Annotated in this window: 3 protein-coding genes and 2 pseudogenes; 1 reads left to right on the top strand and 4 read right to left on the bottom strand. The window is 38.6% G+C overall.

Translation table 11 applies throughout. The features are described from left to right. From BQ5809_RS10815 to BQ5809_RS07760, 4 genes and pseudogenes are all read right to left on the bottom strand, one after another. Positions 1-88, bottom strand: a pseudogene (locus tag BQ5809_RS10815) (IS5/IS1182 family transposase); the annotation flags it as partial. Positions 89-313: 225 nt separating this feature from the next. Further along, entirely contained in the window at positions 314-595 is a 282-nt protein-coding gene (locus BQ5809_RS07770; protein WP_003788525.1) for a transposase family protein, read from the bottom strand. A gap of 107 nt (positions 596-702) precedes the next feature. Further along, positions 703-3,453: a lactoferrin/transferrin family TonB-dependent receptor gene (locus tag BQ5809_RS07765; RefSeq protein ID WP_257003592.1), complete on the bottom strand. Its 2,751-nt coding sequence runs from the start codon at positions 3,451-3,453 to the stop codon at positions 703-705. Between the two features lie 92 nt (positions 3,454-3,545). Continuing rightward, a complete protein-coding gene (locus tag BQ5809_RS07760; protein ID WP_032827835.1) occupies positions 3,546-5,297 on the bottom strand; it encodes a transferrin-binding protein-like solute binding protein in 1,752 nt (583 codons plus the stop codon). Between the two features lie 217 nt (positions 5,298-5,514). On the opposite strand from BQ5809_RS07760, the pseudogene BQ5809_RS10810 reads away from it, so the two are divergent. Then, a pseudogene (locus BQ5809_RS10810) lies at positions 5,515-5,602 on the top strand (IS5/IS1182 family transposase); the annotation flags it as partial.

The following is a 5,602-nucleotide window of genomic DNA, read 5'->3' as shown; positions in this document are numbered from 1 at the left end:
GTAAATTTTTCTTGCGATAAATGCCAAGCTGTTTCAAAATAGGTAACAGTCTTGACCATGTTTCATTTGTAAGCGTGTTTCGGGACATGGCAAAGGTTTAGGATGGTTGTGTGGAAACAATATCTTAAATCCTTTGCCTCTTTTTTTGAATTGTCAATAGCCCCTAGGACAGCCCCAATATTTTTGTTTACGATTGCCAGAGTAGCCATTTTTCTTTATATTTTGTCCTTGGCAGCGAGAACAAGTTAGAGTTATTTCTGTTTTCACACACTCAAATATACTCTGTTCTCGCTGCTTTTTTGTTGGCTATTTTTTACAGCACACTTTTCAGGACACCACCCAATAGGTTACTATCCAAATCAATGAGCAATGTGCGGATTTTTTCGTAACTGGGTGTATTATCTCTATCCCATGCAAGATATTGTTTTAATTCATCAATATTATTAGCAAGGAATGCACCTATTTCGCGATTACCTTTCGCACCGCCCAAAATGGCAACGACAATGACTGTGAGTGTTTTGGCTAGATTATAGCATTTGCCTGCTCCACGTCTGGTATCGGGTATGCGAGCGAAATATTCTTCTAGTGAGTGCATGGTGTTGTCTATTTGGCTGTTTAAACTTCGCGCATTATACTTTTAATTTAAAACTTGTCAGGTCTGAGGAATTCCCTCCCTTTTGGGAGGGACGTTAATAGAATAATTCAGAACTTCATTTCTAGTGTTACAGTATAGTTGCGTCCTGGTGCAGCATATCGGTTATATACGCCAACATTACGGTGCTGATTGACTGCATCGCTTGCTGTTTGTCTAACAGATTCCCAAGTTGTATAACGATAGTTAAAGAGATTGTAGACTCCAGCCCTCAATGTTAGGAATTTTTTGATGTTGTAATAGGCCGACACATCTGTTGTTTTCCATGAACGAGTTCTTTTTTTAGCAGCTTGTTGAGCAATGCTGGTTTCTGCAAGTTGCTTGCTACCCAGTAATTCATTATTTGATTTTGCTTGTGAATAGGTTTGCATTAAGTTTACCCCCCATTGTCCATCTGGCTGATCGTATCCGATTCCAATCACATAACGAGATGGTTGAAGTGCATCAAATAGTGGTGACGTGGACAATGCAATATTGTGTTTGACAGAAGCATTTTTCACTTTCACTTTATTGTATGCAACGGTTGTATAAAGACCATCTGGTAGTTTGTCCCATACTCCATTCCAATAAATTTTACCCAATACATTAACACCACCTAACCGAGCATTTTGACCGTTTAGATAACCATAATCTCCACAAATTTTGTTCTTACCAATTTGACAGCCAAATGTGATGAGATCGCGGTAATCATTATTGAAATAACTGGCTTCTAAATGGCCAAAACTACCTTTTAGAGTGATGCCAGCTTCACGGTTACGCGATTGTTCTGGTTTAAGTTCAGTCTTTAATACGCTAGGGTGTCCATAACGCCAACCGTACATTTCCGAGAACGAAGGTAAACGGAAACCTGTTGAAATGCGATAAGATAAATCCAACCAATTTGTTGGTTTGACGACGACACCAACATTCCACGACCATTTTTTGTGTTGCCCTGTATTTGTGCCATTTACTGTTGAATGTGTTTTGCGATAGTCATATCGCACCCCTATACCTAAATCAAGATGTTTGCCTAAGCGCATGTTATCTTGCAAAGCAAAGTAGTGGCTACTTCCTTTGATGACTCTGCCAGAGCAATCTGAATAGTTTTCAGAGTTACCTCTGTAATTACATTGATCACTTCGGCTAACAATAGTTTTACCTGATGTTAAATAATAGGGGAAATCTTTCCGCCCATTGCGTTTGTTGGAAATGAGTATATCTGCCTTACTTAATGGTCGAGGTAGATCGGGGTTAAACTTCTCCTTTGGATCAATCAGCAAGGCTTGCAAGTAGTAATAGTCATCATGTTGCAAGTCCGATTTGAAGTGATCATAACCAATATTGCCGTTAATTTTGTGTTTACTCCCCGCTAATTCAAATGTTTTTTTAAATGCTGCCTGAAAAACATTGTGTGTTTCAACGTAACTATGGCTGTCAGATTTATAAGCAGATAAAGGTTTATCTGTTGATGGACGACAGTTTTTATCTACATACGGCCATTCTGAGCAATGCACCAGTTGCATATGGCTTTTTAGACGAATATTCTGACGGTCGTAGGAAAGACGAACATAGTCAAACAGTGTATTTTTATCAGGGTTCTCATAAATGTATTCTGGTCCAAAACGAACTTTTGTATGTCTTTCATCATGGAAGACACCTGTTGCATAACGGATACCATAACCGCCATTTGGGTCTAATCCTTCTGTATCGCTCAAAGCGGCTGCAGGATTAGTACCTAAATACCCTGTGCGTTTTCTGAGTATTTTTTTGCTATCTGGCACGAGATAGGAGGGAATACTCATATCGCGCATATCAAATTTCTGTTCGGTATGTTCAACAGTGGCGCCTATATAGTGGCGATTATTAAAGTGATAGCCTGGGCGAAATAGCCACGAGTGACTACCATAATTTAATGGATCAGCAAGGAAACGATTAGGGCCTGTGTAGTCTTGGACCGATACAGTTTCACGTACAATTTCTTCTTTTACAGGTGGTTTGGGATTCATCTTACATACGTCATAACCGCCTACACATTCGTCTGCCATAACAAAATAGCCATTACTATTTTCAGTAGTTGCTTGATAGCGGCTGTAACTTTGTACACCTCTAGCTGCATCTTTATGTCCTTTGATTTCATGACCTTGTCTGTCTGTAAAAATCAATAATCCTTCCAAGCCATTGTCGCTTCGTCCAGCAAAGGCAATGGAATGGGTCAATGAACTATTCTTGCTTGCATAGGCATTTTTAGTCTGCAAGCCCCATGATTTACCTTCGGGAATGATGTCTGCCGCCTGTTTAGTTTGAAACGCGACTGACCCTGCTAGCGCACCACTGCCGTATTCGCTGGAATTGGATCCCTTACTGATTTCAATTGATTTGACGTTTTCATATTCAATTTCGTTAATTGCACCGCTGCCTGCAAATTTATTAGTTGACATAGGAGCTTGCACAATATAGGACTGCGCTTGTGGTAACCCGTCTACAACAAGTGCAACACGATTTCTATCCATTCCACGTACAGAATAGCCTGAACTTGCACCACGCCCTTGCTCAACAACAGTAATACCAGGGTCGTAACGAGTTAGGTCACGTATACCCAATACTTGTTCCTTACTGATACTTTCTGCTGTTTTGACCAGTTTACCCAAGCCAGTTACTTCATTTTCTCTACGATGTTTTTGTTTTTTGGTGGTAACCTTAATATTTTCCAAATTCTGACTTAATGTTTCTGTTGATTGAGTTGTGGTCTCTGCTTGCACAGCTGTGCTTAAAAGTGACAGACAGATAATATTTAAACGAAATACTGTTTTTTGATTCATTATTAAATTTTCCTTAATTTTTCAGGCAGCATGCATCGCTGCCTGAAAATATTTTATTTGGCTAATTTTCCCAATAATCTTTTTATCAAACTTGATTATTTGACAAGTTGTTGGCGTTTAGCACCAAACACAGCAGATACCGCGCCCGATTCACCTGTTAATGAATTGCCATGGAACGAGCCTCCCAACTCACTAGCGTTGTTACCATAAAATCCGCCATTAACAGGCGCATGAATTTTTGTATTTTGGGAATTCAGTTGGTTTTTGGGATCAAGAGTAAAACCTTGGTCAGCGGTTTTTGCCATTCCAGAAAAGCCATTTCCTTTAATAGTTGCATCAATCGTAAATACGGGCTGCATACGATCTTTTGCTTTCAGTTCACCCGTCAAGGTTTTTTTGCCAAAATTGACTTTGAATTCAGCCTGATTATTTACCATATTTGTATCAGTAGTCCAACTTGTACCGTTCACAATATGACCGAACCAGCTACCGCGATATAGTGCTTCTTTGTCTTCAACGGGTATGTCAGATAATGGCGTACGTTCACCCGAAAGGAACATACTGTTTTCTTCTGTTTTTCCAAATGTACCAAATTTGATGTATTCTAAATTATCACAACAAACAGTGGCTTTAAATCCATTTTTTTCAACGTGATTACCATCTAGAGGTATTTCAATACCATCAACAATGAGCTTTTTGATATTGCCAAAATTAACCAGTTTGGATTGGATAAAATTTGAGCCTTTTTTATCAATTTTGTAAGAATCTAAAATAGCTTGTACGTTGGTATTTGTTGTGCCATCTTTTTGTTTTGCACCAAATACCGCAAAGACTTTTTTATCGTTTGACAAGAATTTACCAGCCAACTCTTCTCCAGAGTCGCCATAAAATCCTCCTTCCATGCTATCAGAATCAGCAGTAAAGGGGTGACCTGATGCAGACTTGTCTGTTGCGATAGCCTTACCGCGGAAACGATTGCCATGCAACGTTGCACTTAAATCATAACGTTTAGTTTGTGGAATGTTTGCTGTATTATCGTTAATCCTATTGTTGCGGTATAGTTGCCCTTTCATTGTTTTATTGGCAAAATCGACTGTAAATTCGCTGGTTAACCCAAAATCAGTTTGCCCTTTTTTCGCCTCATTTTGGTTATATAGCACTCCCTCTTCGTTGTAGGACAATGCGCTATATCGATTGGCTGCATATCCCGAGCCCGTGCCGATGGTATCAAATCGCTGTCCATTTTTTGCATCGGTCATATAAGCCCATGTACCTTTGTATTTAACCGTTCCAGTAGCTGGCAACGATTGCGATGGGTTGATACCTTTGTAAAAAACATAGCCAAAAGGTCCATTTTTATAGATGTTTTTAGAGAAATCTATTTCACTGACAGCGTTTTTCAAAAAATAGCCTAAACGTACATATTTAAAATCAGTATAGCCTGTAGTACGACTTTTGCCATCTGAAAAATCAAAAGAGTGTATCTCTTCTCCATTTTTCTTTTGCACCTCTTCTCTTTGTTTAAAATTATCCAGTTCTGTCTCACCATTTAGTTTGATAATGTCTTCTGCTAATAATGGTACATGCTCTTCTTTGTTGCTTGGGTGATTGTTACGGCGTTTTATTTGCATGGCAAAACCCAATTCTGGCTCTTGCATGGCATTTAAGTCTTCCGTTTTACGTTTCTTCGTTGCTTCGTCTTGATATTTGGGTTCAGGTTTAGGTTGATTAGGTTGTGGCTTGGCTGATTCAACCATATCTAAATTGAAACTGCCACCTCCACCGCAAGCAGACAACAATAATGCTGGCGTAAAAATACATATACCTTTTTTTACAAAATTCCTCATTTCAACTCTCCATATTTGAAAATAAATAAAAATGATTTTTATTATTTTATTAATTATTGTATTTTTATGCAAATTAATTTTCTTGCAAGTAACTAGGTCGTGTGGACATTTCATTCAAAAAAGGACTGTCCTAGATAACTAGGGGCTATTGACAATTCAAAAAAAGAGGCAAAGGATATAAGATATTGTTTCCACACAACCATCCTAAACCTTTGCCATGTCCCGAAACACGCTTACAAATGAAACATGGTCAAGACTGTTACCTATTTTGAAACAGCTTGGCATTTATCGCAAGAAAAATTTAC

The organism is Kingella kingae ATCC 23330 (assembly GCF_900111845.1).
Taxonomy (GTDB): Bacteria; Pseudomonadota; Gammaproteobacteria; order Burkholderiales; family Neisseriaceae; genus Kingella; species Kingella kingae.
Note: the sequence above shows the minus strand (reverse complement) of the source record. Positions and strands in the feature narration are given on the sequence as shown.